Source organism: Promicromonospora kroppenstedtii (assembly GCF_044389675.1).
Lineage (GTDB): Bacteria > Actinomycetota > Actinomycetes > Actinomycetales > Cellulomonadaceae > Promicromonospora > Promicromonospora kroppenstedtii.
Map to the genome: position 1 here is coordinate 56420 of NZ_JBIRYI010000014.1, position 25045 is coordinate 81464.

Annotated in this window: 21 protein-coding genes; 15 read left to right on the forward strand and 6 right to left on the reverse strand. The window is 73.7% G+C overall.

Annotated features, from left to right (window positions below; all coding sequences use genetic code 11):
- The first annotated feature begins 220 nt into the window (after positions 1–220).
- The 3 genes from ACH47X_RS20860 to ACH47X_RS20870 all read left to right on the forward strand — a co-directional run bounded on the left by ACH47X_RS20860 (position 221) and on the right by ACH47X_RS20870 (position 3875).
- The gene (locus ACH47X_RS20860) at positions 221–1498 is read left to right on the forward strand and encodes a cytochrome P450 (RefSeq protein WP_397406565.1); all 1278 of its coding nucleotides are present in this window, start codon (positions 221–223) and stop codon (positions 1496–1498) included.
- Between the two features lie 92 nt (positions 1499–1590).
- On the forward strand, positions 1591–3117 hold the full coding sequence (locus tag ACH47X_RS20865) for a class I adenylate-forming enzyme family protein (protein ID WP_397406567.1): 1527 nt from the start codon (positions 1591–1593) through the stop codon (positions 3115–3117).
- Entirely contained in the window at positions 3114–3875 is a 762-nt protein-coding gene (locus ACH47X_RS20870; RefSeq protein ID WP_397406569.1) for a crotonase/enoyl-CoA hydratase family protein, read from the forward strand. The genes ACH47X_RS20865 and ACH47X_RS20870 overlap by 4 nt, the downstream gene beginning before the upstream one ends.
- Positions 3876–4023: 148 nt before the next feature.
- Here the strand turns inward: ACH47X_RS20870 and ACH47X_RS20875 are convergent, their stop codons facing one another.
- Positions 4024–5223, reverse strand: a complete 1200-nt coding sequence (locus tag ACH47X_RS20875; protein ID WP_397406570.1) for an FAD-dependent oxidoreductase — start codon at positions 5221–5223, stop codon at positions 4024–4026.
- 85 nt (positions 5224–5308) lie between these two features.
- Here ACH47X_RS20875 and ACH47X_RS20880 point away from each other — a divergent pair, with 85 nt between their 5' ends.
- Both ACH47X_RS20880 and ACH47X_RS20885 read left to right on the forward strand, forming a co-directional pair.
- Positions 5309–5914 (forward strand): PadR family transcriptional regulator, encoded by a 606-nt coding sequence (locus tag ACH47X_RS20880; protein ID WP_397406572.1) that lies wholly within the window; start codon positions 5309–5311, stop codon positions 5912–5914.
- A gap of 29 nt (positions 5915–5943) precedes the next feature.
- Positions 5944–7500, forward strand: coding sequence for an alpha/beta hydrolase family protein (locus tag ACH47X_RS20885; RefSeq protein WP_397406574.1), 1557 nt, complete (start codon positions 5944–5946; stop codon positions 7498–7500).
- On the opposite strand, the gene ACH47X_RS20890 is transcribed toward ACH47X_RS20885, so the two are convergent.
- Positions 7482–8252, reverse strand: a complete 771-nt coding sequence (locus ACH47X_RS20890; RefSeq protein ID WP_397406576.1) for a 4'-phosphopantetheinyl transferase family protein — start codon at positions 8250–8252, stop codon at positions 7482–7484. The two genes, ACH47X_RS20885 and ACH47X_RS20890, sit on opposite strands and share 19 nt — an antisense overlap.
- 224 nt (positions 8253–8476) lie before the next feature.
- Here ACH47X_RS20890 and ACH47X_RS20895 point away from each other — a divergent pair, with 224 nt between their 5' ends.
- Together ACH47X_RS20895 and leuA are read left to right on the forward strand one after the other, a co-directional pair.
- The gene (locus ACH47X_RS20895; protein WP_397406578.1) at positions 8477–10618 is read left to right on the forward strand and encodes a DUF7937 domain-containing protein; all 2142 of its coding nucleotides are present in this window, start codon (positions 8477–8479) and stop codon (positions 10616–10618) included.
- Positions 10619–10873: 255 nt separating this feature from the next.
- Positions 10874–12703: a 2-isopropylmalate synthase gene (gene leuA, locus ACH47X_RS20900; RefSeq protein WP_397406580.1), complete on the forward strand. Its 1830-nt coding sequence runs from the start codon at positions 10874–10876 to the stop codon at positions 12701–12703.
- 62 nt (positions 12704–12765) lie between these two features.
- Here leuA and ACH47X_RS20905 read toward each other — a convergent pair whose 3' ends face one another.
- Entirely contained in the window at positions 12766–14376 is a 1611-nt protein-coding gene (locus ACH47X_RS20905; protein WP_397406582.1) for a serine/threonine-protein kinase, read from the reverse strand.
- Between the two features lie 94 nt (positions 14377–14470).
- Here ACH47X_RS20905 and ACH47X_RS20910 point away from each other — a divergent pair, with 94 nt between their 5' ends.
- Together ACH47X_RS20910 and ACH47X_RS20915 are read left to right on the forward strand one after the other, a co-directional pair.
- Entirely contained in the window at positions 14471–15382 is a 912-nt protein-coding gene (locus ACH47X_RS20910) for a hypothetical protein (protein ID WP_397406584.1), read from the forward strand.
- A 119-nt stretch (positions 15383–15501) separates the two neighbouring features.
- A complete protein-coding gene (locus ACH47X_RS20915; RefSeq protein ID WP_397406587.1) occupies positions 15502–16287 on the forward strand; it encodes a DUF3626 domain-containing protein in 786 nt (261 codons plus the stop codon).
- Here ACH47X_RS20915 and ACH47X_RS20920 read toward each other — a convergent pair.
- Positions 16260–17213, reverse strand: coding sequence for a DMT family transporter (locus ACH47X_RS20920; RefSeq protein ID WP_397406589.1), 954 nt, complete (start codon positions 17211–17213; stop codon positions 16260–16262). The genes ACH47X_RS20915 and ACH47X_RS20920 overlap by 28 nt on opposite strands.
- A gap of 60 nt (positions 17214–17273) precedes the next feature.
- Between ACH47X_RS20920 and ACH47X_RS20925 the strand changes: the two genes are divergently transcribed.
- Both ACH47X_RS20925 and ACH47X_RS20930 read left to right on the forward strand, forming a co-directional pair.
- Entirely contained in the window at positions 17274–17846 is a 573-nt protein-coding gene (locus ACH47X_RS20925) for a TetR/AcrR family transcriptional regulator (RefSeq protein ID WP_397406592.1), read from the forward strand.
- A 53-nt stretch (positions 17847–17899) separates the two neighbouring features.
- Positions 17900–19042: an acetamidase/formamidase family protein gene (locus tag ACH47X_RS20930; RefSeq protein ID WP_397406595.1), complete on the forward strand. Its 1143-nt coding sequence runs from the start codon at positions 17900–17902 to the stop codon at positions 19040–19042.
- A gap of 259 nt (positions 19043–19301) precedes the next feature.
- Here ACH47X_RS20930 and ACH47X_RS20935 read toward each other — a convergent pair whose 3' ends face one another.
- On the reverse strand, positions 19302–20183 hold the full coding sequence (locus tag ACH47X_RS20935) for a GNAT family N-acetyltransferase (protein WP_397406597.1): 882 nt from the start codon (positions 20181–20183) through the stop codon (positions 19302–19304).
- A 197-nt stretch (positions 20184–20380) separates the two neighbouring features.
- On the opposite strand from ACH47X_RS20935, the gene ACH47X_RS20940 reads away from it, so the two are divergent.
- From ACH47X_RS20940 to ACH47X_RS20950, 3 genes are all read left to right on the forward strand, one after another.
- Positions 20381–21976, forward strand: coding sequence for a peptidase inhibitor family I36 protein (locus tag ACH47X_RS20940; RefSeq protein ID WP_397406599.1), 1596 nt, complete (start codon positions 20381–20383; stop codon positions 21974–21976).
- 190 nt (positions 21977–22166) lie between these two features.
- Positions 22167–22346 (forward strand): hypothetical protein, encoded by a 180-nt coding sequence (locus ACH47X_RS20945; RefSeq protein ID WP_036965881.1) that lies wholly within the window; start codon positions 22167–22169, stop codon positions 22344–22346.
- A 6-nt stretch (positions 22347–22352) separates the two neighbouring features.
- On the forward strand, positions 22353–22631 hold the full coding sequence (locus tag ACH47X_RS20950; protein WP_036965878.1) for a hypothetical protein: 279 nt from the start codon (positions 22353–22355) through the stop codon (positions 22629–22631).
- A 17-nt stretch (positions 22632–22648) separates the two neighbouring features.
- Here the strand turns inward: ACH47X_RS20950 and ACH47X_RS20955 are convergent, their stop codons facing one another.
- Positions 22649–23641 (reverse strand): LuxR C-terminal-related transcriptional regulator, encoded by a 993-nt coding sequence (locus ACH47X_RS20955; RefSeq protein ID WP_397406602.1) that lies wholly within the window; start codon positions 23639–23641, stop codon positions 22649–22651.
- A gap of 167 nt (positions 23642–23808) precedes the next feature.
- On the opposite strand from ACH47X_RS20955, the gene ACH47X_RS20960 reads away from it, so the two are divergent.
- A complete protein-coding gene (locus ACH47X_RS20960) occupies positions 23809–24951 on the forward strand; it encodes an amidase family protein (RefSeq protein WP_397406604.1) in 1143 nt (380 codons plus the stop codon).
- Positions 24952–25045 lie beyond the last annotated feature (94 nt).

Consider the following 25045-nt stretch of genomic DNA (forward strand, 5'->3'; position numbering starts at 1 on the left):
GATCTCGATGCCAAGTGCCGAGCACTCAGAAAAGTGCCGATCCGGACTTGCTCACGCGCCGCCCGCCACAGGTCTCGCGCCACGTGCCTCAGCCCACGCATCCCGCGCCGCGGCCTTCGAGCCGCCGACCGGGGTCGGCCTGGGCCCCGACGAGCTCTGACCGGCCCGAATATCGCAGCCAGGATTACGGGCATTACGGACACTGTGCTGTGATTGCCGCATGGAGAGAGTGGTCGCTCGGACGTCCCCCGTCGAGCTCACGAGCCTGAGCGGGCTCACCCCCCTGTCGGCAACCACGGGCGGCATGGACTCGCAGGAGATCTATGACGTCCTGCGCAGCAGATGGGGCGTGGTGGCGCCGGTCGACATGGAGCCGGGCGTGCCGGCCTGGCTGGTGATGGGGCACGCGGAGATCTGCGAGATCACGCGGAACGAGTCGCAGTTCTCCCGGGACCCGCGTAACTGGCGCTGGCACTACGACGGCCTGCTGTCGGAGCGCTCGGCCCTGCTCGGCATCTCGCCGCGCGAGCCGCGCAACTCCTCCTACCACCATGACGGCGAGCGGCGTCGTCGGCTGCGCCAGCCCCTGGACGACGGGCTGGAGGCGCTGCCGGAGAAGCTGGTCGTGGCCCAGGTCGAGGAGGTCTGCAACCGGCTGATCGAGGGCCTCGGCGAGGGCGGTGAGGCCGACCTCGTGGCGGACTGGGCCAAGAAGGTCGGCTTCCTCGCGGTGACGTCCCTGTTCGGGTTCGACCCCGCGACCGCCGACCAGATGATGGTCGACTCGGCGCACATCATGGACCACACCGGCGAGGCCGCGGAGGCGCGCGACCGGATGGGCCGCAACCTCATGGCGCACGTCCAGGCCAGCAAGGAGGTGGCGGGCACGGACCTGACGTCGTCGTTCGTGCGGCACCCGAGCTTCCACGACGACCGCGAGGTCGCCGACTCGATGTCCGTGCCGCTGATCGCCGCCAGCGAGTTCCTCACCGCGTGGATCGCCCTGACCCTGCGGCTGCTGCTCACCGACCAGCGGTTCGCGGCGCGCTGGACCGGCGGCCGGATCGCCCTGGACGAGGTGCTGGACGAGGTGCTGTGGCGGGAGGCTCCCGCCGCGAACCCACCGCTGCCCCGGTACGCGATGAACGACCTGGAGATCGACGGCAAGCTCATCCGCAAGGGCGACGCCCTGGTCATGGCCGTGGCCGCGGCCAACCAGGACCCGCTGGTGCACACCGGCAACATGTGGGACGAGGTCGGCAACCGGGCGCACCTGGCCTGGGGCGTGGGCCCGCACCGCTGCCCGGCGTCGCGGCAGGCGCGGATCATCGCGCGCGTGGCGATCAACCGCCTGCTGACCGAGCTCGACCTGGAGCTGGCGGTCGAGGACCACGACCTGGCATGGGTGCCCTCGCCGTGGGTGCGGCACCCGCAGGCGCTGCCGGTCCGTTACCGGCGGGCGCGCTCGTCGGGCACGGAGATCTACGAGGTGCGCTGAGCGTGACGTGGTCGGGGCGCACTTCCGCGTGGAGCTGACCCGGTAGTACCGTCACGAAAGGTATTTACCGGACACCTTTCGTGGAGGAGAGCATGCTCACCGTTGACCTGGTCCGCCGCGGGGCCGCCCGGTTCGGGCCGCGCACCGCAGTCCGGTTCGGCGACGAGTCGCTGACGTACGCGCAGGTGGACGCAGCAGCGAACGCCATGGCGCGGGTGCTGCACGCCCACGGCGCGGAGCCGGGCTCGCGGGTGGCGCTGCTGATGGGCAACGGCCTGTGGTCCATCGCCATGGACTTCGCCTGCCTCAAGGCGGGGGTCACCCGGGTGCCGCTGAACGCGCGGCTGTCCGCCGTCGAGCAGGGCCGCATGCTCGACGAGACGGACGTGCGCCTGCTGGTGCACGACGCCGCCCTGGCCGAGCGGGCGGGCGAGCTCGCCGCCGCGCACGGTGTCACCACGCTGGGCCTCGGGGCGCCCGGCGCCGCGGGCGGCCCGGACCTGCTGGTCGCCATGGAGGACGTCCCGGCCACGGACCCGAACCTGCCCGCGAACCCGCAGGACCCGATCCTGCTGCTGTACACGTCGGGCACCACGGGCACGCTCAAGGCGGTCGAGCACACCCAGGCCAGCTACGCCGCGATCGTCACGAACATCCTCACCAACCTGGTCGGCCCCGCGCGTGACTCGGTGATGCTGCACGCCGCCAGCCTGATCCACGCCAGCGGCACGTTCGTGCTGCCGTACTGGCTGCGTGGCGGCGAGTCCGTGGTGCTGTCCGGGTTCGAGCCGCAGGGCTACGTGGACGCGATCGCCCGGTACCACGCCACCGAGATCAACCTGGTGCCGACCATGATCGGCATGCTGCTCTCGTCGGGCGTCGCCCAGAAGGCCGACGTCGCCTCCCTGCGCACCGCGATCTACGGGGCCAGCCCCATGCCGCGCCCCGTGATCGAGCAGGCCATGGACGTGTGGGGTCCCAGGTTCGCGCAGTACTACGGCCAGACCGAGGCGCCCCTGTGCATGACCGTGCTCGACGCCGAGGACCACCTCGACGCCGCCCTGCTCGGCTCGTGCGGCCAGCCCGCCCTCGACGCCCAGATCGTCGTGACCGACGACGACGGCGTGCCGGTCGCGCCCGGCGAGATCGGTGAGATCCGCGTGCGCGCGCCCTTCACCATGGCCGGCTACCACGCCGCCCCCGAGCTGAACGCCGAGATGTTCGCCGGTGACGGCTGGCTGCGTACCCGCGACATGGCCCGCACCGACGAGCGCGGCTACCTCTACCTCGTGGACCGGCGCAGCGACATGATCATCACCGGCGGCTACAACGTCTACCCACGTGAGGTCGAGGACGTGCTGCTCGCCCAGCCGGGAGTGGCGCAGGCCGTCGTCGTCGGCGCGCCCGACGACACCTGGGTCGAGGCCGTCACCGCGTTCGTCGTGCCCGCGCCCGGCGCCGTCGTCGACGAGGCGGCGCTGCAGGCCGCGGTCCGCGACCGGCTCGCGGGGTACAAGGTGCCCAAGGCCGTGCGCGCCGTCGACTCCGTGCCGCTCTCGCCGGTGGGCAAGGTGCTGCGCCGCGCCCTGCGCGAGCCCCTGTGGGAGGGCCGCCGGTGAGCGTCCTGGTCACCCGCGAGGGCAGCGTCACCCTGATCGGCATCGACCGTCCCGAGCGGCGCAACGCCGTCGACGGCCCCACGGCCGCGGCGCTCGCCGACGCGTTCCGGGCCTTCGACGCCGACGACGCCGCCACGGCGGCCGTGCTGTACGGCACGGGCGGCACGTTCTGCTCCGGCGCCGACCTCAAGGCGCTCGGCACGCCGGACGGCAACCGCGCAGCGGCCGACGGCGACGGGCCCATGGGGCCGACCCGGCTGCGGCTCACCAAGCCGGTGGTCGCCGCCGTCTCCGGGCACGCCGTGGCGGGTGGGCTGGAGCTCGCCGCGTGGGCCGACCTGCGGGTCGCCGACGAGACCGCGGTGTTCGGCGTCTACTGCCGCCGCTGGGGCGTGCCCCTGATCGACGGCGGCACGGTGCGGCTGCCGCGGCTGATCGGGCAGTCGCACGCGATGGACATGATCCTGACCGGGCGGTCCGTCGAGGCCGACGAGGCGCTGCGCATCGGGCTGGCCAACCGTGTGGTGCCCGCGGGGCAGGCGGTGCCGGCGGCGGTGGCACTGGCTGCGTCGCTCGCGGCGTTCCCGCAGGTCTGCCTGCGCGAGGACCGGGCTTCGGTGCTGGACCAGTGGGGCCTTCCCGAGGTGGACGCCCTGGCCCAGGAGTGGAGGCACGGCGAGCGTTCCCTGTCGGCGGACGCCTATGCGGGCGCAGCCGCCTTCGCGGCGGGCTCGGGCCGTCACGGCGCTCCGGCCTGACCCACGTGGGCCGGACCTGTCCCGCCCGGCCGGGCCCGCTCCCTTCGAGGCCTAAGTTTCTTGTCTTTGCGGAGGTCGAGAGCGAAGAAACTTAGGTCTCGAAGGGGATCTGCCGGCGAGGATTGGCTCACGGCCCGGTCAGGCCGGGTCAGGCCCGGAGCCGATCTGCCGGGGCGTCCCAGTCGATGCGGTAGTCCGTCACCCAGTCCTTGGTGCTGCGGGCCGCGGCCCGGCTCACCAGCGGCAGGATCACGCGGTCCCGCAGCACCCGGGTCAGCGGGTTCGGGATCTTCTGGTTCGAGGTGCGCTTGGCCTGCGCGATCAGCTTCTCGACCCGCCTCCGGCGCAGCGCCTCGAACGCCCCGAACGCGGCGGTGGGGTCGCCGTGGTCCCGCAGCAGGCGGGCGAGCAGCACGCCGTCCTCGATCGAGAGCGAGGCACCCTGGCCCGACGTCGGCGAGATGCCGTGCGCGGCGTCGCCGACCAGCCCGATGGGTCCCCGGTGCCAGACGGGCACCTTGGGCAGGTCTAGCGTGTTCCACGGGCTGATGACCTGCGGCGTAGCGGCGATGAGCTCCAGCGCGGGGCCGGCGTCGTCGGCGAACAGGCGCTCCAGCTCGGCCCGCCAGCGGTCCGGGGCCCAGGCGGCGAGCTCGTCGTCGGACGCCGCGCGGGCGCGCGGCACGTTCGCGAACCACCAGACGTCGCCGGGGGCGCGCTGGACGTAGGCGAAGAAGGCGCGCCGGCCGAAGATCATCGTGAACACGCCCTCACGTGCGTCGACGGAGACGCCCGACGCGTAGCCACCGGTGTTCAGCAGCCCGGTCCAGCGCGGCGGCGGGCACCCCGGGTCGAGGATCGCGCGGGTGCGGGAGTGCAGCCCGTCGGCGCCGATCAGCAGGTCGCCCTCGGCGGTGCTCCCGTCCGCGAAGGAGGCGACGACGCCGCCACCGGGCACCGCCGTGGCGTCCACCAGGCGCTTGCCGTACTCGACGGAGATGCCGCGCCGGGCGGCCTCGTCGCGCAGCCGCGTGTAGAGGTCCGAGCGCCGGACGGTCTGGCTGACCGTGCCCGGGCCGTCGTCCCGACCCATCGCGAGGTGGGCCAGGAGCCGGCCGCCCGAGCCGCGCAGCTCCAGCGCCGGGGTGTCGAAACCACCGAGGTCGTGCGGGTCGATGTCCAGCACGCGCAGGGCGGCGAGCCCGTTCGGGGCGAGGTTGAGGTAGGCGCCGACGCCGTCCGCGGTGCGGTCGTAGGCCTCGTGGACCACGGCGTCGATGCCCGCCTTCTGCAGGGCCATGGCGGTCACGGGTCCGGTGATGCCCGCTCCGATGATGATCGCTCTCATGTCATCACCATAAAATGGTTAACCATAAGATGGCAAGATGCCCCGTCGAGCAGCCGATCCCGTACCGCCGCCTAGGCTGGGCGCCGTGACCCAGGACTCCCGGCCGCGCTCGCCGCTCGCCATGGTGCTGCTCGCGCTGCTCGCCGAGGAGCCGATGCACGCCTACCGCATGCAGCGGCTGATCAAGACCCGGCGCAAGGACGACGTCGTCAACGTGGCACGCTCCAACAGCGTCTACCAGGCGATCGAGCGCCTGCTGCGCGACGGCCTCATCGAGGTGCACGAGAAGCAGGTGGCCGACGCCGGCCCGGCCCGGATCGTGTACGCCCTGACCGACGACGGCTCCGCCGCCCTGCGCCGCTGGATGGACGCCGCGCTGGCGACCCCCGCGCGCGAGTTCCCCGAGTTCCGGGCGGTGCTGGCCGTGCTCGCCATCACCGGGCCCGATCTGGTTCGCGACCGTCTCGCCGAGCGCGCCACCGCGCTCGAGGCCACGCTGGCCGACGCCGAGCGGGAGGCCGCCGACGCCGAGGAGTGGGGACTGCCACGCGTGCTCCTGCTGGAGCACGAGCACCTGCTCGTCGCGACGCGCGCCGAGCTGGAGTGGGTGCGCGGCGTCGTCGCCGACCTGGCGTCGGGCGCCCTGACGTGGGACACGCAGGAGATGCTCGCCGCGCGTCCGCCCGAGTGAAGCCAAGGTGCCGGGAGTAGCATCCGAAGGTGTTCTTCAGGACCGTCGCCACCTCCGCCGCGATCCTGGTCGCCCTGGCCGTCACGGGCGCCGTCGCGGGACCGGCCTGGGAGCCGGAACCGGTCACGAACCACCTCGACCTGAGCACCACCTCGACGGCGATCGGGGGTGCCTCGCCCGACGCCGGGCAGCCCGGCGACCACGAGGTCCGCGAGACCCCCGTGACCATCCCGCTGGCTGACGGCCTGGAGGTGGGCGGCCTGCTCCGCGAGCCGGTCCTGACCGGGCAGGACGCCGACGACGGCCCGGGCCGCCCCGGCATCGTGTTCGTGCACGGCGCGGGCACCGGCAAGGCCGCCGACGCGTTCACGCTGGCCGCGACGGCGCTCGCGAGCGCGGGGATCACCACGCTGGTGCCCGACAAGCGCCTCGACAACTACTCCACCCGGCACCGGGACTACGAGGCGATGGCGCGCGACTACGCCTGGTCGGTGCGGTTCCTGCGGGACGTGCCCGGCGTCGACCCGGACTCCGTCGGTCTGTACGCCGAGTCGGAGGGCGCGTGGGTGTCGCCGGTGATGATGGTGGACGACCCGCGGCTCGCGTTCCAGATCCTGGTGTCGGCCCCGGTGGTGCCGCCGCGCCAGCAGGCCGCGTACGCCGTCGACAACTACCTGCGCAACACCGACGTGCCGGCCGGGGTGTTCCGCGCCATCCCGCGCGCGGTCGGCATGAAGGTGCCGGGCGGCGGGTTCGAGTACGCCGACTTCGACGTCCGGCCGTGGCTGCGCGAGCAGCAGGACCCGATCCTCGCCGTGTTCGGCACGAACGACGCCTCGATGCCGCTGGAGCAGGGCACGCGCGAGCTCCTGGAGGATGCCGACGACGTGACCGTGCGCTTCTACGAGCGCGCCAACCACGGCATCAACGTCGAGACGCCCGCCGGCCTGGTGTTGCACCCCGACTTCGCGCGCGACGTCGCCGACTGGGTGCTGGGGCTGCCGGCGACGGCGTCGGCCCCGCCGCAGGTGGCCGGCGCGCAGCCGGAGCAGCTCTACCTCGCCGCCCCCGTGCCGCAGCCGCACTGGTACGGCGACGGCGACTGGCTGGTCGGGGTGGTCGTCACGGCTTCCGGGCTGCTGGTCGTGGGCCCGCTGCTCGTGGGCGGCGCGGTGCTGACCGGCCGCCTTGCCGGACGCCGCTCCGGTCGCCCGGGCGTGCGCCTCGGCCGGGGGCTGCGCGGGCCGCTGACGTGGCTGGGTGCCGGGTCCGTGGCGACTCTGCTCGGGCTCGGCGCCTATCTTGGGGCGGTCGCCCGGCTGGCCCTGGACTACGAGAAGAACGCGTGGGTGGTGCAGGGCGGCTGGATCGCGGTGCGGCTGCTGGGCATCGTCGCCGTCGTCGCGGCGGCGCTGCTGGTGGGCCGGCTCCGCGACCGGCGGATGTCGCTGGTCGACACCGAGGGCCCCGAGCCCCGCCGCGCCGCCGTCGCCGTCGTCTCGACGGGGTTCTGGGCGATCGTCCTGGGCTCGGCGGCCCTGCTGGTGACGCTGGCCTACTGGGGCGCCTACCAGCTGGGCATCTGAGCCGCCGCCCCCGCCAGCGGGCGGGGTGCCACCACGTCCGGGAGCACGTCCGGCAGGCGCAGGTGCCGCACCTGGTCCACGTGCGTGGTGGACGCCAGCGCCGCGCTGTGCCCCGCCGGCGCCGGCACGTGCGTGAGGTACGGGCGGGGGTGGGGGAGCCGCACCGACGGGTCGGCCGTCACCAGGCTCGGCCGCGGCCCCGTCACGTCGAGGTCCCGCAGCGGGATCGCCAGACCGTGCCCCGCGAGCTTGGTCGTCGCCTCCTTGCGCGTCCAGGACGCGAGGAGGGAGTCGGCGCGGTCCCGCGCGGGCAGCCGGCGCCACGCGTGGTGCTCGGCGCGCGTGAGCGCGGCCGCCGCGAGGTCGTCCACGTCGCCGTCCGCCGGCCGGGCGTCCAGGTTCGCACCCACCCGGCCCTCGCCGACGACGGCGACCAGCACCCACGCCCGCGTGTGCGACACCGAGTAGTCCAGCCCGGCGCCCTTGACGTGCGGGCGGCCGTGCTGCGGGTCCCCGCAGCGATCACATGTGCGCTCCACCACGACGTCCTCCGGCGCGAGGCCCAGGTAACGCGAGAGGATCAGGCGCTGCGCCGCGCGCGAGGTCAGGTGGACGTCCGCCGCCAGAGCGTCCAGGCCCACGAGATGCTCCCGATCCGGTACGGTCAGCAGGCGCGTCCAGGCTTCTCGGCGTCTGACCGGCACGAGCCAGACGTCGCAGGTGCGGGGTGCTGGTGCGGCAGCTGAGTCCACTGCGTTCTCCTGAGACCTCGATGTGCCCGCGGCTGTCGCCGGGGGCGGAAGTTCCACGCATCCCAGATGTGATGGACGTGCGCAGAAATGCAGGTGTGACCGGACTCGCCGTGGCACAGCCGGACAGAGTCGGTTCGCAGCGGGTAGAAACGGGGTGGACCCCAGCGCCGCCAGCCCCACTTCCCCAGTCTCGACCAGTGGCGTTATCGAGGAGTGAACGGATGATGGACCAGCACGCTTCGGAGCGTGACGAGAGAACTTCGGGCGACGTCGCGGAGGACGCGAACGGCGCACCGACGGAGAACCTCGGCCACGAGCACGTCGCCACGCTCGCCCCCGAGACCGGTGCCACACCCGGTACCGCCGCCAACGGCGCCGGGGACCTCCGGCCCTTCGCGAACATCGCGGCCGCCGACTACGTGCGCGACGCCATCGCCGCGCTCGCCCTCCTCGTGTCGCTCGCACTGCCGTGGAACCTGCTGGACCGCTCGGCGGACCGGGTCGAGGTCGTGCTGGCCGTCGCGCTGTCGCTCGCGTCGCTGACCCTGCCCTACCTCGCGCGCTTCGGCGTGCTGCCCGTCACGTGGACCGTGCACACCACGCGCCGCGCCCGGCTGGTCGCCGGTCTCCCGCTCGCCGTGATCGGCCTGGTCCACCTCGTGCTCGACCTGCGCAGCGGCGCGGGCGTCGGCACCGGCCTGGGCCTCGCGCTCGCCGGCGCGGCGCTCGCGGCGACCCCGCGCGACAGCGAGCTCGGCCCCGTGGACCAGGACGGCGCCGTGGTGCGGGCGTGGCGGTTCGGCCTCGCCGGCGTCGGGGCGCTCATCGCCCTGGGCGCCGTGGTCTCGACACTGCTGGCCGAGTTCGCCGACGGCGCCACGCTGGGCGACCGGCTGCTCGCGCCCGTGTGGCTCGCACTCTCGCTCGGCCTCGTGTGGCTCCTCGTGGGCGGCACCGTGCGGCACGACCGGCCCTCCCGCCTCGTGCTCGTCGCCGTCGGCATCGTGCTGGCGCTCCTGTTCGTCTTCACCTCCGGCGGCGCGCTGACCGGCATGGAGTCCATGCAGCCCGGCGTCACCGACCCGAGCCGGTTCGGCCTCGTGCTGCTCCCGCTCGCCGCGGCCGTGGCCGGCTCGCCCGCGGTCCGTCGCGACCCTGCGGCGGCCGACGCCGAGGAGAGCACCGAGTACGCCGCCGGCGTGTGGGTCCGCGTGGCCGTCCGCGCGTTCGACGTCATCGTGCTGCTTGCCGTGTGCAGCGCGCTGGCCGCGCTCGTGCAGCTCATCGACCCCGGCTTCGTCGGCTCGGGCGCCGGCGTCACGCTGGTGCTGCGGCTCGTGCTCGGCGCCGTCGTCGCCGGTATCGCCTGGTTCGCGCGGCGCTCCCTGAAGCGCGACCCCAACACGGGCCACGTGCCCGCCGTCGGCGCCGCCTGCATCGCGGGCGTGCTGGGCCTCGTCGTGGTCATCGCGACATCGGGCGCCAGCCTGGGCGTGAACCTCGGCGACCTGCTCATGGCGCTCGCGCTGCCCATCGTCGCGGCGAGCGCGCTGATGGTGCCCAAGGCGGTGCGCGAGCACTTCCAGACCGCCGGCATCGGCGGCGAGGTCGAGGCCGACCGCACCCAGGCCTACGTGTGGGCCCCGGCGCGGCCCAAGGGCGACAAGGCCCCGCCGGCCACGCTGCCCGAGGAGCCCGTGCGGAGCGCCCCCGAGCTGCGGCGTCCCGCCGAGCCCCGCCGGGTCACCTCGACGGGCGCCGTGCGGACGGTTGCCGGCGCCACCGCCGCCCAGCGCGGCGTCGTGCCGGTCCGGGCCGTGGAGCCGACGTCGGGCGAGACCCCGACGTCGGGCGAGGTCTCGCTCGGGGCGATGCGTACGGTGGAGGACATGCCGGCGGCGGCCGCCCCGGTCGACGCCACCGCGAGCATGCCCCCGGTGCGCTCGGGCGCCACACCAGTGGCGGCGCAGCCGGCGCACCCGACGTCGCACGCCACCGCGCGCATCCACCCGGTGGGCCGGCAGGCGCCGTCGGAGGTCGCGGGCGGGCTCGACGAGGACGTGGAGCACACGACCCGCCGGGTGGTGAGCGGCCAGCCGCAGGGCCAGGGCGCCGCGACCGCCGGTCGTGACGCCGAGTCCGGGCACACCGCGGTGCTGCCGCCCGTGGTGGCCGGCGGCCGGTGGAGCGCCGCCCAGGCGCTCGACCCGGCCACGCCGCTCGCGGACCTGGCCAAGATCGTGCAGGAGTCGCCGCACCTGCGGCCTCAGGTCGCGGCCAACCCGTCGACCTACCCGGCGCTGCTGGACTGGCTCGGCGCCCTGGGCGACCCCCAGGTCGACGCGGCGCTCCGCAGCCGCCGCTGACCCACGACGTGTCGGACGGGCAGGTCGCTCCGGTGACCTGCCCGTCCGACACGTGCGCGCGGGGCGGCGCTCCTGGAAGCGGCGTCAGGTCCGGATCGTGGGCGTGGTTGGCGCCCACCGTCCGGACCAGGGGTACAGTGACGGCGTGCGTCTCACGGTGATCCTTCTCCTTCGCTGCCGCGACGAGGCCTAGACAGGCCGGTCCCTCGTCGCGGAGGCTTGGTGTGCCGGCCAACCTCACCGAGCGAAGGACACATGATGGAGAACAGCATCACCGCCACCACCCCCGGCGGAGTTCACGAGACAGCCGTGCACGGCGCAGCAGGCGGGATCATCGAGGACAACCCGCAGCAGACGTCGGGCATGCCGACAAGCAAGTACCGGCCCTTCCACGAGCAGATCCACCTCGAGCTGCCCGACCGTACGTGGCCCGCCAAGCGCATCGAGAAGGCCCCGCGCTGGTGCGCGGTGGACCTGCGGGACGGCAACCAGGCCCTGATCGAGCCGATGGACGCGGGGCGCAAGCTGCGCATGTTCGAGCTGCTGGTCCAGATGGGCTACAAGGAGATCGAGGTCGGGTTCCCGTCGGCCAGCCAGACCGACTACGACTTCGTGCGCAAGCTGATCGACGAGAACCGCATCCCCGACGACGTGGTGATCCAGGTCCTCACGCAGTCCCGCGCACACCTGATCGAGCGCACCTACGAGGCGATCACGGGCGCCAAGCAGGCGATCGTGCACCTGTACAACTCGACGTCCGTGCTGCAGCGGGAGGTCGTCTTCCGCTCCGACGAGGACGGCATCGTCGACATCGCGCTCGACGGCGCCAAGCTGTGCCGCAAGCTGGAGGAGACGGTCCCCGGCACGCGGATCTACTACGAGTACTCCCCGGAGTCGTACACCGGCACCGAGCTGGAGTTCGCCGCGCGCATCTGCAACGAGGTCATCGAGGTCTTCGAGCCGACGCCGGAGCGCAAGGTCATCATCAACCTGCCCGCGACCGTCGAGATGGCCACGCCCAACGTGTACGCGGACTCCATCGAGTGGATGAGCCGGCACCTCAACCACCGCGAGAACGTGATCCTGTCGCTGCACCCGCACAACGACCGGGGTACGGCCGTGGCCGCCGCCGAGCTGGGCTACCTGGCCGGCGCCGACCGCATCGAGGGCTGCCTGTTCGGCAACGGTGAGCGCACCGGCAACGTCGACCTGGTGACGCTGGGCATGAACCTGTTCTCGCAGGGGATCGACCCGCAGATCGACTTCTCCGACATCGACGGCATCCGCCGCACGGTCGAGCACTGCAACCAGATGCCGGTCCACGAGCGGCACCCCTACGTGGGCGACCTGGTGTTCACGGCGTTCTCGGGCTCGCACCAGGACGCCATCAAGAAGGGCTTCGAGCACATGGCCGGGCGCGCCGAGGCCGCCGGCGTGGGCGTCGACGACCTGGACTGGGGCGTGCCGTACCTGCCGATCGACCCGCGCGACGTCGGGCGGTCCTACGAGGCCGTGATCCGCGTGAACTCGCAGTCCGGCAAGGGCGGCGTGTCCTACCTGCTCAAGAGCGAGCACAACCTGGACCTGCCGCGCCGGCTGCAGATCGAGTTCTCGCACGCCGTGCAGAAGGTGACCGACGAGCAGGGCACCGAGGTCACCGGCGCGGACATCTGGCGCATCTTCACCGACGAGTACCTGCCGGTCGAGGAGAACGCGCCGTCCGGCCTGGAGCACTGGGGCCGGCTGACCCTGCGGGGCACCCGGGCGGTCTCCGCCGAGGGCGAGCAGGACACGCTCGAGGTGGACGTCACCGACCGCGGCAAGGAGCTGACCCTGACCGGCACCGGCAACGGGCCGATCGACGCCTTCGTGAACGCGATCGCGCAGGTGGGCGTGGACGTACGCGTGCTGGACTACACCGAGCACGCCCTGTCCGAGGGCGGCGACGCCAGCGCGGCGGCGTACGTCGAGTGCGCGGTGGGCGACGACGTCCTGTGGGGCGTCGGCATCGACCCCTCGATCACGCTGTCGTCGCTGAAGGCGATCGTGTCGGCGGTCAACCGCGCGGAGCGCGCGGCGGTCTGACGCGGACGTCGAGTGCCGGGTACCCCCGTCGGTCTGCCGACGGGCACCCGGCACTCGACGACCTAGTCGAGGCGCTCGAACGTCGCCTCGAAGCCCGTGGTCCACTGCGTCTGCGTGGTCTCGTCGCACGTGTACTTCAACGGCTGGGACAGGCCCTCGGGCTGGTACGTGTCGCCGTTGCCGGCGAGCTCGCGCGTCACCTCGGCGTCGTCGAAGTCGACCGTCTCGAAGGTGAGCCGACCGCCCTCGGTCGAGACCGTGTACGTGGCGGAGCCGCTCCACGTCTCGACGTACTCCCCGGCGGGCAGGTCGGCGCGCAGCGGCTCGGCGTCGTCGAACTCGACCACCTGGGTGCCGTCGGGACGGAACTCGACCACGCGCCCGGTCCAGCCCGTGGTCGGGTAGGTCTCGCCCTCGGCCGAGATCTCCGTGGCCAGGTCCGTCTGCTCCCAACGGCCCACCAGGCACTCGTCGATGGCGGACGGCGGCTGGGCGGAGGCCGAGGCGGACGACGCGCCCGAGGCGCGTGCCGAGGCCGAGACCGACGGCGTGGGGCGGGCCCCCGCCCCGCCGGACCGCAGGCCCAGGACGGCGGCCGTGGTGCCGCCGCCGACGATGACCACGACCGCGGCCGCGACCAGCCAGGTGATCGGCCTGGTCAGCAGGCCGCGCCGGGGCGCTGCCGGCTGGGGCTCGGGCACCGGGGCGGGCTCGGCCGGGAGGGCCTTGACCACGGTCTCGTCGTCGCGCAGCGCCGTCGCGTCGTCGTCCGGGTCGAGGGCGCCCGCGCCGCCCGCCACGGCCGGGAGGATCTTCGCGGGTCCCGTCCGCCGGTCGCCGGGGACGTCGTTCAGGAAGTCGAGCACCTCCGCCAGGTCCGGCCTGGCCTCGGGGTCCTTGGACAGGCAGGCCTGCACCAGCGGCAGCAGCCACTCGGGGCACCCGGTCAGGTCGGGCTCCTCGTGCACCACGCGGTAGTAGACGACGGTGGTGTCGCCCTCGCCGAAGGCGCGCTGCCCGGTCGCGGCGTACAGCGCGACGGCGCCCAGCGCCCAGACGTCCGCGGCGGGCGTCGCGAGGCTGCCGCGCACCTGCTCCGGCGCCATGAACGCGGGCGTGCCGACCTTGAGGCCGGTGCGGGTCAGGGACGTCGAGTCCGACCCCTGGGCGATGCCGAAGTCGATGACGAACGGGCCGTCCGCACCGAGCAGGACGTTGGACGGTTTGAGGTCGCGGTGCACGATGCCGGCCTGGTGCACGGCACGCAGCGCCTCGGCCACGCCGGCCAGCAGGCGGCGCACGTCGGCCTCGGGCAGCGGGCCCCGGGTGCGGACGACGGCGGACAGCGCCGGGCCCTCGACGTACTCGACGGCCAGCCAGGGCTGCTCGCCGTCCGGGTCGGCGTCGATGAGGGTGGCCAGGAACCGGCCGCGCACCTTCATCGCGGCCGCGGCCTCGCGGCGGAACCGGGTGCGGAACTCCGGGTCCTGGACGTGTTCGCGCAGGATCGCCTTGAGGGCGAGCCTGCGTCCGGTGCGGGTCTCCGCGAGATAGACAGCTCCCATGCCGCCCGCCCCGATCCGGCCGAGAAGCTGGTAACCGCCCAGCTCCTGCGGGTCGCCGGGCTCGAGCGGCTGGATCTGCGGGGCTGCCCCTGAGCCTGGCGCGATCATGGAGCGAAACATACCGGATTTCCTTGAATTCATCCGATATTTCGGTCATGGTGATTCGCGTTCCCGAACGAAATACAGATGCAGGGGGAGAACCATGAAGCGAAAGCTGGTGAGCCGCGCGCTGCCGTCAGTGCTCGTGGCGGGCGGTCTGCTCGTCACGGGAGGCATGTCCGCGACCGCGGCCGACGACGCGCCGTCGAGCGTCGAACAGCCGGCCGGCGGCCTGGGCGACGTGCTGTCGGGCACGGTCGACGCCGTCGTCGGCAAGGGCGGCGCCGTGGACAGCACGCTGAGCCAGGTGACCGACACCGTCGAGCAGGTCACGAAGACGGACGGTGCCGTCGACGACACCGTCAAGGGCGTCACGGACGCCGTCGACGCGGTGGCCGGCGAGGACGGCGCCGTCGACGACGTGGTGCGCGGCGTGACCGGCGGCGAGGCCAAGGCGCCGACCGCGAAGGGCGGCCCTGTGGACGACGTCGTGCGCGGCGTGTCCGGCGTGGTCACCTCGGTGGCCGGCGAGAACGGTGCCGTGGACGACGTGCTGGGCGCGGACGAGCCCGAGCGCGGCCTGACCGACAACCTGCCGAACGAGATCATCGACGACATCGGCTCGGTCGGCGAGAACCTGGGCCGCGGCGACGTGCCCGGCACGATCGGGGCCGTGACCGGCGAGGACGGCGTCGTGGACGACCTGCTCGAGAGCCCCGTGCACGGCGGCCCCGGCGGCGGCGACCCGGGTGACGGCGGTCCTGGCGGTCCTGGTGGGCCTGGTGATGGGCCGGGCTCGGGCGACGGCTCGGGCACGATCCCCGTGTCCAACCTGCCGGGGTCGGGTACCGGCGTCGACACGGGCCTGCCCGTCCAGTCGATCGGCGAGGCGCAGGCTCCGGGCACGCTGGCCCAGACGGGCTTCCAGGTGGCCGGGGCCGCGGCGGTGGCGCTCGGCCTCACGGCGGCGGGCGCCGCGATGCTGCGCGCGCGCCGCCGGATGCTGACGCGTTGACGCGCTGACGCGGCAGTTTGCCCCGCAGACTCGGTAGTTGGCATCGAGATCGGCTCAGGCCTGGGCCGATCTCGATGCCAAGTGCCGAGTCTGCGAGGGACCCCAACTATCATGCACGCATGAACTGGCCGGTCACCATCAACTTCCACCCCGACCGACTGGTCGCCGACGGCAGCGAGACGCTGATCGAGCGCCTCGCCCATGACCGCGTCTGGCGCTCCCAGTTCGAGACCGGCACCAGCAACGGCGGCCTCACCGCGTACGAGGGCGGGGACCGCTGGCGCTGGGAGCAGCGCATGTTCGACGGCCGGTACGACGCCGCCGAGCCGCACCTGCGCCCGCGCTACGGCGCGCTGAACCACCGGGGCCGTGCGGCGGGCGGGGCCGTCCGCTTCGGTTCGTCGCACCTGCGGCTGCGCCCGCACGTGCTGGAGCGCACCACCTACTGCTACCCGGACTCGTTCCTGGAGCCCGAGCACTTCGCCGCCGCCGACCCGGGCGCGCTGGTCGCGATGGCGGACGCCGACACCGCGGCCGGCGTCCACGACCTGCTCGACGACTACGTCGAGGCGCAGGTGCACGGCGTCGTCGCCCTGCCGGACGACGTCGAGGCGCTGGTGCTCGACCCCTGCTACCGGGAGACGGCCGTGGCCGACGCCGCCGGGCGGTTGGGCGTCGCCGTCGAGTGGCACCCCGGGTTCCGGCTGCACGTGGACGAGGTGGCCGCCCGCCCGGAGTTCCGCGGCCCGGCGATCGTCGACGTGGCGCGGAAGGTCGGCGCCGGATACACGACGGACGGGTTCCTGGACGCCCGCGTGGTCGGCGAGGCGGTGCTGGCGGGGGAGCACGACCCGCAGGACCTGAAGAAGGTGTGGCATCACCTGGCGCGCTGGGGCGAGGCATAGCGCTCGGACCGCGCCGGCGCGGCTTCACCCGCCGCTCGCCGGGCGGGCCGGGACCGCCGGCCCGGTCGGGTCAGCAGCACGCCCGCCAGGCTCACCACGAAACCCGCCACCGTCAGCAGCGGCAGCTCCTCGCCGAACATCGCCCAGGCCCACGCCGCCGAGACCGCCGGGGTGAGGTAGAGCCACGTGCTCACCGCGACCGGGCCCCGCGTGCGCTGCACGTACAGGTACATGCCGTACCCGCCCAGGAACGCCAGCCCGACGAGCCAGGCGATCGCGAGCCAGAACGTCGGGTCCGCGGGCGGTGTGGCCTGCCCGCTCGCCAGCGCGAGCACCGCGAAGACCCCGAGCGCGACGACGCCCTGCACCGCCAGGGAGTCCAGGACATCGTGCCCGCGGCCGTCGTCGGGTGCGGGCCACACGTCGCCCAGCACGGTGGCAGCCGAGAGCGACAGCATGCCGAGCACCGCCCAGAGCGCGCCCGCGGCGCCGGACCCCGCGGCGACGTCCGGCCCGACGGCGAGCGCGACGCCCGCGAACCCGATGGCCAGGCCGACGGCCTGGCGCCGTCCGCCGCCGCTCCCGCGCCCTGAGGCCGACAGGACGACGGCGACCAGGGCCGGCTGGAGCGAGGCGAGGAGGGCGGCGGTCCCGGCCGGCAGGCCCTCCTCGACCGCACGGAAGACGCCGTACAGGTAGCCGGCCTGACCGAGCGCGCCGAGCACGGCCTCACGCCGCAGATAGCGCGCACCGTACCGGCGGCCGAGCGCGAGCACCACGACGACCATCAGCAGCGCGGCGGCGACGTAGCGCCAGAGGAGCGTGGTGGTGGCGGGCGCGACCGGGGCCGCGAACGTGGCACCCACGAAGCCGGAGCTCCACAGCACCACGAGCAGGGCGGGGGCGAGGTTCCGGAGAAAGCTCATGCCAACAGGTAACCATACAGGTCGGTATACTCGCAGTGGACCCGGAACCAGGAGGCAACCGTGCCACGACGCAGTCCCAACCCCGACACCCCGGCCGGCGAGCGGATCCTCGTCACGGCCAGCGCGCTGTTCTACGAGCGCGGCATCCGCGGCGTCGGCGTCGACCTGATCGCCGACCGCGCCGGCGTCACCAAGAAGACGCTGTACGACCGGTTCGGCTCCAAGGACGCGCTGGTGGCCGCCTACCTGACGCGCCGGCACGAGCGCTGGGCGCGATGGTTCCGCGAGCACCTCGCGGAACGCGGCGCGACGGGCACAGACCAGGTGCTGGCGGCGCTCGAGGTGGCCGAGGAGTGGGCCGACGACAACGTGCGCGGGTGCGCGTTCGTCAACGCGCACGGCGAGATCGGCGGCACCGACCACCCGGGCAACGCCGTGATCCTGGCCGACAAGCAGTACATGCTGGCCGCCTTCCAGGGACTGCTGCGCGACGCCGGGCACCCGGACGCGGAGCAGCTCGGCGAACAGGTCCATCTGCTCTACGAGGGCGCGATGGTCGCGCACACGACGCGCGCGCAGCCGGACGCGTTCGGCACCGCCCGGGCGGCGGCCCGGGCCCTGCTGCGGGAGTGAGCGGCGGGGCCGGGCGCGGCACCGGCCGCGGCGCGCCTGTGTACCCTCGGCCCGTGCGCCAGCAGAGCATCCTCCAGCCCGGCACGGGCACCGGTCCCACCGCCGACGTCGTCGACGGGGCCGCCTACCTGCCCACCTCGCCCGAGACCGCGTACTGGGGCCGCCTGCCCTGCGCGGCGGACACCGCGGTGCTGAGCGTGGACCCGGGGCAGGAGGTCGTGGTCGACACCCTGTCCCACGAGGGCATCCTGGAGGACCAGGGCGGGGACCCGCTCGCGTACTTCGCGGAGCGCGGCGTCGCCGAGCACGCCGTCCTGGCCGACGCCGTCGAGCTCGCCGCCGCACGCCGCTCCCGCCTGGGCACGCGGACGCCGGGACTGCCCGACGTCCCCGGCGCGCACGGCGGCCACGTGGTCACCGGGCCGGTCGAGGTGCGCGGCGCGCGGGCCGGCGACCTGCTCGCCGTCCGCGTGCTGTCGACCGAGCCGCGGGTGCCCTACGGCGTCATCTCCAACCGGCACGGCCGTGGCTCCCTGCCGGACGAGTTCCCGGCCGGCGGGGCCGGCATCGTGAGCGTCTTCGCGGAGGTGGACACCTGGGCCGACGGCGCCGGGCGCGGGTCCATCCCGCTCGCGGAGGACTCCGCCGCCCGGGTCGGCTTCGACCTGCACCCGTTCCTCGGCATCATGGGCGTGGCCGCGGCCGGCGACGAGCGGCCGCACTCGGTGCCGCCGGGGCCGTTCGGCGGCAACATCGACATCAACCTGCTGGGCGCCGGCTCCACGCTCTACCTGCCGGTGCAGGTGGACGGCGCCCTGGCCTACGTGGGTGACCCGCACTTCGCGCAGGGCGACGGCGAGGTGGCGCTCACCGCCTTCGAGGCCTCGCTGCGGGTGCGGCTCGGGTTCGACGTGATCCCGGCGTCGGACGCCGTGGCGGCCTTCGGGGAGCTGGCCGGACCGCTCGCCGAGACCGCCGAGTTCCTGGTGCCCACCGGGCTCGACCGCGATCTCGACGTCGCCGTGCAGAACTGCGTGCGCGCGGCGGTCGCGCTGCTGGGCGTGCGGTACGGGATGTCGCCCGCGCACGCCTACGCGTACCTGTCCGCCGCGACGGACTTCGACATCTCGCAGGTCGTGGACGTCGTCAAGGGCGTGCACGCCCGGATCCGCAAGGCGGACTTCCTGCCGCGCTAGCAGGTCCGGCGCTGCGGCCGCCCGCGGCCGCCCGCGGCCGGCCGCAGCCGAACGTAGGGTTCGTCGGCGCAAGAGCGCCCATGCGCCGACGAACCGTACGTTCGACGGCGGCGGCCCCGCGGGCAGGGTCAGGCAGGCCGGCGCCGGCCCGGCCCGGCTCGGCAGCAGTCGAACGTAGGGTTCGTCGGCTCACGAGCCCTTGCACGCCGACGAAACCTACGTTCGACGGCGGCTGTCCCCCACGGGCGGCGGGGCAGGCTTACGCCGCGCGGCGGCGGTCGTACCAGTCCGGCAGCTGCTCGAAGCCCGCCGACCGGTAGGTCGCGACGGCCGGGGTGCGCGAGCTCTCCGTGATGACCACGGCGCTGGACGACCCGAGCTCCCGCAGCGTGGCCGCCGCGGCGACGGTGATCGCCCGGCCGTAGCCGTGACCGCGCTGGTCCGGGTGCACGCCCAAGGGCTCGATCAGCCCCGGCCGCCCGGGGCCGGCGGACCACACCGTCGTGGCGCCCACGGGCGTGCCCGCGGCATCCCGGGCCAGCAGGCAGCGCGCGTCGGCGTACAGCGGCCCGGCCGCCATGTCGTGCCAGCGCTGGTCGACGAACGTCGGACCGCCGAAGGCCGCCCGGTGCACCGCGGTCCGCTCGCTCACCTGCTCGGGGCCGACCACCTCGACCCGCACGCCGGAGTCCTCGACCGGTGCGAGGCCGACCGGGTCGGTCAGGTCGCGCACCAGCGGGGCGAACGGGTCGTCGAGACCCCAGCCCGCCTCGCCCAGCAGGTCCTGCACCAGGGCGTCGTCGGGCGCCTCGACGCTCACGGCGCCGTCCGGCAGCACGCCCTGGTCGGGTGCCGTCAGGTCGGCGACCAGCCGGCGGGCCAGCTCCTCGTCCTGGCGTGCGTCGGGTGCGGTCGTCAGGCGCAGCAGCCGGGCCCCGTCGAGCAGGCCCACGGCGAGCACCTGCCCGTCCCGGCTCCAGGTGCGGACGGCGGCGGCCGCGGCCTGCGCGCCGAAGCGCCGGAACCAGCCGATGTCCCCGGGGTGCAGCTGCACGGGCGCGGCGTCGGACTGCCATTCCCGCAGCGCCGTGGTGGCCCGGTCCAGGTCGTCGGCCCCGGGATCGCCCCTCATGATCGTCATGGGCTGATCCAACCTCTCGGCCCGGCCGGCCCGCCAACCATTTTGGTGGCCCACTGGTGACACGGATGCCCGTGGCACCTTTCTCCCACTTCCCGGCTCATTTACCGCATTGCAAACATCTCCGTATCCGATCCGGCACCCCGGACCGGCAGATAAATCACCGGGTCAGGTCTTGGCCCGCTGGAAGGAGAATGGTGATGAGAAGAGCGTCTGCACTTCTCGCGGTGATCTCGTTGGTGGCCTCGCTCCTCGGGGCAGTGGTCGGCGTGGCGGGGCCCGCTTCGGCCGCCGCACGTGACGGGGTCTGCGACAGCGGCGAGTTCTGTTACTACTACAACAGCGACAACGCGGGTTCCGTCTCGGACTTCACGGGCTCCGTCAGCGACTACGGCACCGTGCAGCCCTCGTGCTACGACTTCAAGAGCTCGGGCAACGGCCAGGGCGAGTGCATCAAGAACAATGCCGCCTCCGTGTGGAACCGGACCGGCGAGACCGTCCGGGTCTACTACAACACCGGGTACGGCGGCGAGTACCAGAACATCGGCTCGGGCTACAAGGGCCAGCTCAGCGCGGAGCTCTACAACAACAACGCGTCGCACCAGCTCGTGGGGACCGCCGGCACCGACACCGGTGCGCGCAGCGGCACCTGTGAGGACGGCGAGTTCTGCTACTACTACAACAGCGGCAACGTGGGGTCGATCTCGGACTTCACCGAGTCCGCGGGCAGCTACGGCGACGCCCAGCCCACCTGCTACGACTACAAGGGCGCCGGCGCCGGCCAGGGCGAGTGCATCAAGAACAACGCCGCGTCGGTGTGGAACCGGTCCACGAAGACGGTCCGCGTCTACTACAACAGCAACTACGCGGGCACCTACCAGGACGTCGCTCCCGGGTTCAAGGGCCAGCTGAACAGCTCGCTCTACAACAACAACGCCTCGCACCAGTTCGTCGGCGCGCCCGCCTCCGGCAGCGGCTCGCGCAGCGGCACCTGCGAGTCCGGGGAGATCTGCTACTACTACAACAGCGGCAACGCGGGGTCCATCTCGGACTTCACCGACTCGGTGGGCGACTACGGCACGTCGCAGCCGTCGTGCTACGACTTCAAGGGTGCGGGCGCCGGCCAGGGCGAGTGCATCAAGAACAACGCCGCGTCGGTGTGGAACCGGTCCAGCAAGACGGTCTGCGTCTACTTCAACAGCTACTACGGCGGTTCCTCGCAGGCCGTGGCGGCGGGTTTCAAGGGCGCGCTGAACGGCACGCTCTACAACAACAACGCCTCCCACAAGTTCATCACGGGCACCACGTGCCCGGTCTCCGAGGGCCCCGTCGACCCGGGCAGCCCCGGTGGCGACACCAGCGGAGACTACAACCAGAAGGTCGAGCGGGTCATCCAGGCCGCGCTCGCGCAGACCGGCCAGGGCTACACGTACTCCTGGGGCGGCGGCAACAAGTACGGCCCGACCTACGGCATCTGCTGCAGCCCGGGCGGCTACGACGACCGGAGCCGGTTCGGCTTCGACTGCTCCGGCCTGACGCAGTACGCGTTCTGGCAGGGCGCGGGCGTCGACATCGGCACCTACACCGGCGCCCACCTCAGCAAGGGCACCAAGGTCTCCATGAGCAACCTGCAGCGCGGTGACCTGATCATGTGGGGCGGCTGGTCCAGCACGTACCACGTGGCCATATATCTAGGAAACGGCCAGATGGTCGAGGCGGCGCCACCGCGCAACTCGACCAGTGTGCACGTGACGAACGTGTACGGAGGTGACTTCGGCATCCGGGTGAACATGTGATCCGGGCCGGAGGATGAATGGCACCGTCCTGCCACCCGAAACGGTGGCAGGACGGTGCCATTTGTCGAATTCGCGGCCGGAATTGTCGCGGCACCTGCGTGACAGGCCATTTCTCTTGTTGGCGCCCCGGGAGCGGTAAAGGATGAGGGCAGAGAGAAAAAGAATCCCCTTGTCGAGATGGAGAATCATCGTGCAGATCAACGCCGTCCGGCGCGTCGCCGCCGTCGCTCTCTTCGCCGCCCTGCTCACCGGCGCGGGCCAGGGGGCGGCCGTCGCGTCCGACCCGCAGTGGGAGTCCGACCCGCAGTGGGAGGCGGCCCCGGTCTCGGCACCCGTGTGGGACGCGGCCCCGCCGACCGCCCAGCCCTGATGTCTCGTGCGCATCGTCAGCATCACCGTCGAGGCGCCGAACCACGCGGCCTGGATCACGTCGGCGAGACTCGTCGAGGAGGTCCGGGCCGCGGCCGTACCGCGGGACGAGCTGGCTCACGTCTACGCCGGCGTGCGGCCCCGTGGCTTCGGCGTGGTGGTCTTCCTCCTGGTCCCGCTGGACCAGGCCGCGGCGACCGGGTGCCGCCTGGTCCTGACCGCGGCCGACGCCCTGGGTGAGGGCTGGACCCTGGGCACGGTGCGGGTCTGGGGCCCTGGGGGCTGAGCCGAGACCGGCGGGCCTCAGCTGAGGTCCGCAGGGGCCAGCCAGCCGCGCTCCAGGGCCCGCGCACCGGCCTGGAACCGGCTGCCGGCGTCGAGCCGCTCCATGAGCACGCTGCTGAGCCGGCGCACCGTCCGCAGGGACACGCCGAGCCGCCGGCCCGCCGCCTCGTCGGTCGCGCCCTTGGCCCACAGCCGCAGCAGCTCGCGCTCCTGCACCGACAGGCCGTCGTGGTCCCGCCGCCGGTCCGCGCCGAGCGGCGTGGCCGACCGCCAGGTCTGCGTGAACAGGGCCATCAGCGCGGCCACGACCCCGGGGGACGTCATCACGACCGCGCCGGACCCGGACTCGGCGTCCGCCAGGGGGACCATCGCGTGGTCCTGGTCGATGATCTGCAGGCGCACCGGGATGGTCGCGGCCAGCCGTACCTCGGCGCCGTTGTTGCGCAGCCACGTCGCGTGGTCCCAGGTGGGCTGGTCGTTGCGGATGCTCTCCAGGTAGACGGTGCGCATCCGCACCCCGCGGTCCAGCAGTACCTGGGACAGTGCGCGGCTCGACTCCAGCGCACGCGACGACGTGGCTCGCGTCGGCACGAACGTGCACAGCTGGTGCGTGCACGCCGCGGTGAGCGTCGTGAGCCGGTCGCGTGCCTCCTCGGCGGTGCCCAGCACCTCGACGTCGGGCCCCCGGCGCACGTTCTGCAGCTCGGAGACGAGCCGGGCGAGCGCCACGCGGCCCTCCTCGATCTCCTGGTTGCGCCGCGCCACGTGCGCCTGCTCCCGGGCGAGCAGGGCGGCGAGCCCGACCTCCGGGCTGACCGGGCGGAACCCCTCGTCGCCCGCCCACGACTCCTCGACGAGCATCAGGCGGGACAGCTCGTCCAGCGCGTCGCGGACCTGCGCCTCGTCGATCCCGAGCGCGGCCGCGAGCAGGTCCGGCCCCGCGTCGCGGTCCCGGAGCATCTGGAGGTAGACCGACTCAGCGGTTCCGGACAGTCCAAGCCCTTGCAGCATGGCGTGACACCCCGATCGGACGGACGACAGGGGCGCCGGGTGGCCGTCCCGGTCTCGCAGGATCGCACAGGGCGGGAGGCCCGAGAAGGGGTAGTCCAAGAGTTCACCCGCTCCGCCGCGCCGCACCGTCTGACCTGCTGGTTCGTTCGGCCTGGCAGCATGGGCGCATGGCTCTCGACCTCAGCGTGTGGCGCGTCCGGCCCGAACCCGGTCCGCTCGTCGCCCCGACCGGCCCCGGCGTGCTCGACGGCGAGAGCGTGGCGGTGAAGGACCTGTTCGCCGTGTCCGGCCAGCGCGTCGGTGCCGGCAACCCGGCGTGGCTCGCGGCGGCGCCCGTCGAGCGGGCACACGCCGACGCCGTCGCGCGGCTGCTCGCGGCCGGGGCCGCCGTCGCAGGCATCGCGCAGACCGAGGAGTTCGCGTACTCGCTGACCGGCGCCAACGCGCACCACGGCACGCCGCCCAACCCGCGTGCGCCCGGCCGGATCAGCGGTGGTTCGACGTCGGGCCCGGCGACGGCGGTGGCGGCCGGCCAGGCGAGCGTCGCCCTGGGGACCGACACCGGCGGCTCGGTGCGCGTGCCCGCCGCCTACCAGGGCCTGTGGGGCATCCGGTCGACACACGGGACGGTCGCGTCCGGCGGGCTGCTGCCGCTGGCGCCGTCCTTCGACACGGTGGGCTGGCTGGCCCGCGACGCCGACACCCTGGCCCGTGTGGGCCAGGTGCTGCTCCCGGCGGACCCGGTCACCCTGCCCGACGACGTCCCGCTCGTGGTGAGCGACGCCCTGCTGGACCTGGCCGCGCCCGACGTGCGCGACGCCGTCGGGCAGCTTGCGCGGACCGCCGGAGCCGGGGCGGTGGACTGGGCGCCCGAGCCGGCGTGGCTCACCGCGTTCCAGACGCTGCAGGCCGCCGAGGCGTGGGCGGCCCACGGCGCGTGGCTGGCGGGGCGGATGGACACGCTCGGGCCCGCGGTGCGCGCCCGGTTCGAGCGGGCGCGGTCGATCGGCGCGGGCGAGGCACAGGCCGCACGGGCCGACGTCGGGCACGCGCGGGCCGAGATCCGGGAGCGGCTGGGGGAGCGGGTGCTGGTGCTGCCGTCGGCCGCGACGGTGGCGCCGCTGCCGGCCGAGGCCGAGGCCGCCCGCACGGCGACGATGCTGCTGACCTGCGTGGCGGGACTCGGTGGGCTGCCGGCGGTGTCGGTCCCGGTGGCCACGGCGGGCGGCCTGCCCGCCGGCGCCTGTCTGGTCGGCCCGGCGGGCTCGGACGGCGCCCTGCTGGAGCTGGCGGCTCGGCTGGCGCCCTGAAGCACCGACGCCGCGGCTCCGCGCGGCGTCGCGACGCCGCGGCGTCGAACGTAGGGTTGGTCGGGGCATGGAGCCTCGTGCGGCGACGAACACT

Excerpts from the sequence above, each read along its gene's own strand:
- leuA (WP_397406580.1), top strand. The coding sequence starts at position 10,874 with ATGATGGAGAACAGCATCACCGCCACCACCCCCGGCGGAGTTCACGAG.
- ACH47X_RS20875 (WP_397406570.1), bottom strand. The coding sequence starts at position 5,223 with ATGAGAGCGATCATCATCGGAGCGGGCATCACCGGACCCGTGACCGCC.
- ACH47X_RS20935 (WP_397406597.1), bottom strand. The coding sequence starts at position 20,183 with ATGACGATCATGAGGGGCGATCCCGGGGCCGACGACCTGGACCGGGCC.
- ACH47X_RS20905 (WP_397406582.1), bottom strand. The coding sequence starts at position 14,376 with ATGATCGCGCCAGGCTCAGGGGCAGCCCCGCAGATCCAGCCGCTCGAG.
- ACH47X_RS20960 (WP_397406604.1), top strand. The coding sequence starts at position 23,809 with ATGGCTCTCGACCTCAGCGTGTGGCGCGTCCGGCCCGAACCCGGTCCG.
- ACH47X_RS20920 (WP_397406589.1), bottom strand. The coding sequence starts at position 17,213 with ATGAGCTTTCTCCGGAACCTCGCCCCCGCCCTGCTCGTGGTGCTGTGG.
- ACH47X_RS20955 (WP_397406602.1), bottom strand. The coding sequence starts at position 23,641 with ATGCTGCAAGGGCTTGGACTGTCCGGAACCGCTGAGTCGGTCTACCTC.
- ACH47X_RS20910 (WP_397406584.1), top strand. The coding sequence starts at position 14,471 with ATGAAGCGAAAGCTGGTGAGCCGCGCGCTGCCGTCAGTGCTCGTGGCG.
- ACH47X_RS20860 (WP_397406565.1), top strand. The coding sequence starts at position 221 with ATGGAGAGAGTGGTCGCTCGGACGTCCCCCGTCGAGCTCACGAGCCTG.
- ACH47X_RS20940 (WP_397406599.1), top strand. The coding sequence starts at position 20,381 with ATGAGAAGAGCGTCTGCACTTCTCGCGGTGATCTCGTTGGTGGCCTCG.
- ACH47X_RS20865 (WP_397406567.1), top strand. The coding sequence starts at position 1,591 with ATGCTCACCGTTGACCTGGTCCGCCGCGGGGCCGCCCGGTTCGGGCCG.
- ACH47X_RS20915 (WP_397406587.1), top strand. The coding sequence starts at position 15,502 with ATGAACTGGCCGGTCACCATCAACTTCCACCCCGACCGACTGGTCGCC.
- ACH47X_RS20895 (WP_397406578.1), top strand. The coding sequence starts at position 8,477 with ATGGACCAGCACGCTTCGGAGCGTGACGAGAGAACTTCGGGCGACGTC.